This is a genomic window from Acutalibacter sp. 1XD8-36, from assembly GCF_009917525.1.
GTDB lineage: Bacteria > Bacillota > Clostridia > Oscillospirales > Acutalibacteraceae > Acutalibacter.
Genome location: NZ_QZDU01000040.1, coordinates 1 through 2401, shown reverse-complemented (window position 1 = coordinate 2401; position 2401 = coordinate 1). Strand labels below are relative to the sequence as shown.

At 48.3% G+C, this 2401-nt stretch carries 2 protein-coding genes; both read right to left on the bottom strand.

Features of this window, described 5'->3' with window-relative positions; all coding sequences use genetic code 11:
• Positions 1-47: 47 nt before the first annotated feature.
• Positions 48-1088, bottom strand: a complete 1041-nt coding sequence (locus tag D5270_RS16325) for a tyrosine-type recombinase/integrase (protein ID WP_166545071.1) — start codon at positions 1086-1088, stop codon at positions 48-50.
• 128 nt (positions 1089-1216) lie between these two features.
• Positions 1217-2401 (bottom strand): MobP3 family relaxase (gene mobP3 / locus D5270_RS16320; RefSeq protein ID WP_243150425.1); only part of this gene is annotated, 1185 nt, incomplete at its 5' end.

Below are 2401 nucleotides of genomic sequence, written 5' to 3'. Positions count from 1 at the left end.
TCCACAGCAGAATATTGAAATCGTCTGGAAAATAGGCGGTTTTGGCTCTAGCGGCAAAGAAATTCAAAAAAACTTCTGAAATTTGTTGTCGTGGGCTTGACATACGGGTGGCGGAGATCGTGAAACCGTATCTTGGGTAGTCCAGCTCTCTCAAGTACCCGATGTAGCATATGCAGGATGCTGTCCGGCGAGATTGGCCCGCCGTTAGGTGAGGGGAACACATACTCACCAGCCACTTTGTTCCTCTGCTCTCTGAGAATTTCTACTGCGTCTGCCCCTATGGACAGGGTTCGGTAGGAATTCTTTGTTTTTAGCGGGGCCTCTACCACTTCCCCATTTATCCTGGCTACCTGCCGTTTCACTTGGATAGTGCCTGTGTCCAGGTTGATATCGTCCCACTTCAGCCCTAGCAACTCTCCACGGCGCAAGCCTGTTGCCAGTTCTAAGTAGTACATCTCGAACACGCCGCTATTCTTAGCTTCGCGGAAGAAGGCTGCTAATTGGTCAGCGGTCAGCGTTTTCATCTCCTGGTGTTCAACCTTTGGTAGGGCGCAACCATCGGTGGGATTGCTTGAAATAAGTTTCTGGCTTTTGGCAAGTTCCATCGCTGACGAAATCACCTGATTTATATTGCGCACCGTCTTGGCACTCAAACCTTTGGGCTGTTGTTTGGACTCTATCCGCTCTACCCTACCACTGGTGAGCAGCTTTCTGTAGAGTGCCTGGACTTCCAGAGTAGTCAGCTTACTGAGCGGTATCTTACCAATACTCGGCTTAATGTGATTCTCAATATAACCTTTATATGTTTTATGTGACGATGGGCGCACATTGATTTTGGCGTAGTTCTCAAACCATACGTCCATCCACTGCCCTACCGTGTACTGACTCGCTTTAACGATATCCAAGCCTTTGTTGTCCTCAATGGCCCTGCCCAGTTTCTCCTTGACCTCTGCTTGAGTCTTACCAAGCACATTCTTGTAAATCACCTTGCCTGACTCGGGATCACGTCCAGCAGTATACCGGCCTTCCCAGCGGCCATCCTTGCGCTTGCGTATGTTGCCTTCACCATTTGCTCTGCGTTTTGCCATATCTTGGCCCCCTTTCTGATTACCAACACTACCACATAGCACCCGCCTATGTCCACTGACATTTTTCTTACTTTTTCTGGTTTTTCCCAAACCGTATTCTTTGTTTTGCACCGCAAAATTTGGCTTCCTTACATCCTCATCCCATAGTCCTCATCATCCATCTCCTGCCAGACGCCACGGTCTGTTTTCAACCCATGCGCCGCCTTCTTCTGCTCGATTTTACTCCTGAGTTTGCTATCTATTTGAGTATTCAGCCGGACGATTCTCTTATCATAACTCTTGGAGATTATCTTACACAGCGCGCTGACCACTGACCGAATCGAACCGCCCACATCATAACTTTGCATAGGCTCTGTATCCATAATCTTCATAGCCAGCGCCGAACTCCTGATAATTACGTTCTTGATACTGCGAAACTCAGGGTTATCTTCCAGATGAATATCCGGCTTATTCTTCTCATGATAGAGTGATAATTTTTCACGGTTGGCCTTGTTCCACTCCGAATTCAATTTTGCGATTCCCTTGTCCTTCGCAAGCTCAGCCACAATTTTGTTAACAGTATCCTTAACCTCTTTCGGCAAATAACCGTACTGCTTACGGCCCTTGTAGGTCTTTAGCTGTGAAACCAGTTTCAAAAACAGCATTTCCACCTCAGAGGTCGGCGCATATGACTCACGAATTTTTGTAAGCAGTTTCTCAATTTCCAGCCTACTTTCGTTCTTCAGACGGTCACGAAGGGCTGTTTCCATCGAAAATAATTTGTACTGCTCCATGTGAAAGATGTCATTGCCCAGCGCACTTCGCAGGTCATCGATTCCCTTTTTCGTCAGCCAACCCTGCTTTGCATCTTTAGAATAGACCAGCAAGTGTATGTGCGGATGGTGTGTGGTATTGTGAAATGCTCCGTACCATTGCCGGTTACTGATGTCTATTTTCTGAGCCTCAGCCAGCTCAGTGACGTTCCTTCGCACCAACTCCCGCCATGCCTCGGCACTGTTGTACCCTAGCCGTTCTGCATCCTCGCGGTGCAAACTGATGACGTGTGTCCAGATGATGCCCTTGTGCTGGCCCACTTCCTCTGCAACGGAATCCAAGTCTATCTTGTCATCGGTTTGACTAAAGAGGCCATGACTTCCTAGTTTTTCTACCCCAGGGCGCTCCGCCATGTAGCTGACTAGCTTGTCTAACTTGCCTATGCGGTCAGCGTTGCGCTCTATGAATGCGTCGATGAACTCGCTGGCGTTGCTCTTGGTGGGAGAGCTTTCGTAGTCATGGTACTCGCCATAGTCCTTAACCGCTGAATCAAATTTGAG

Excerpts from the sequence above, each read along its gene's own strand:
- D5270_RS16325 (WP_166545071.1), bottom strand. The coding sequence starts at position 1,088 with ATGGCAAAACGCAGAGCAAATGGTGAAGGCAACATACGCAAGCGCAAG.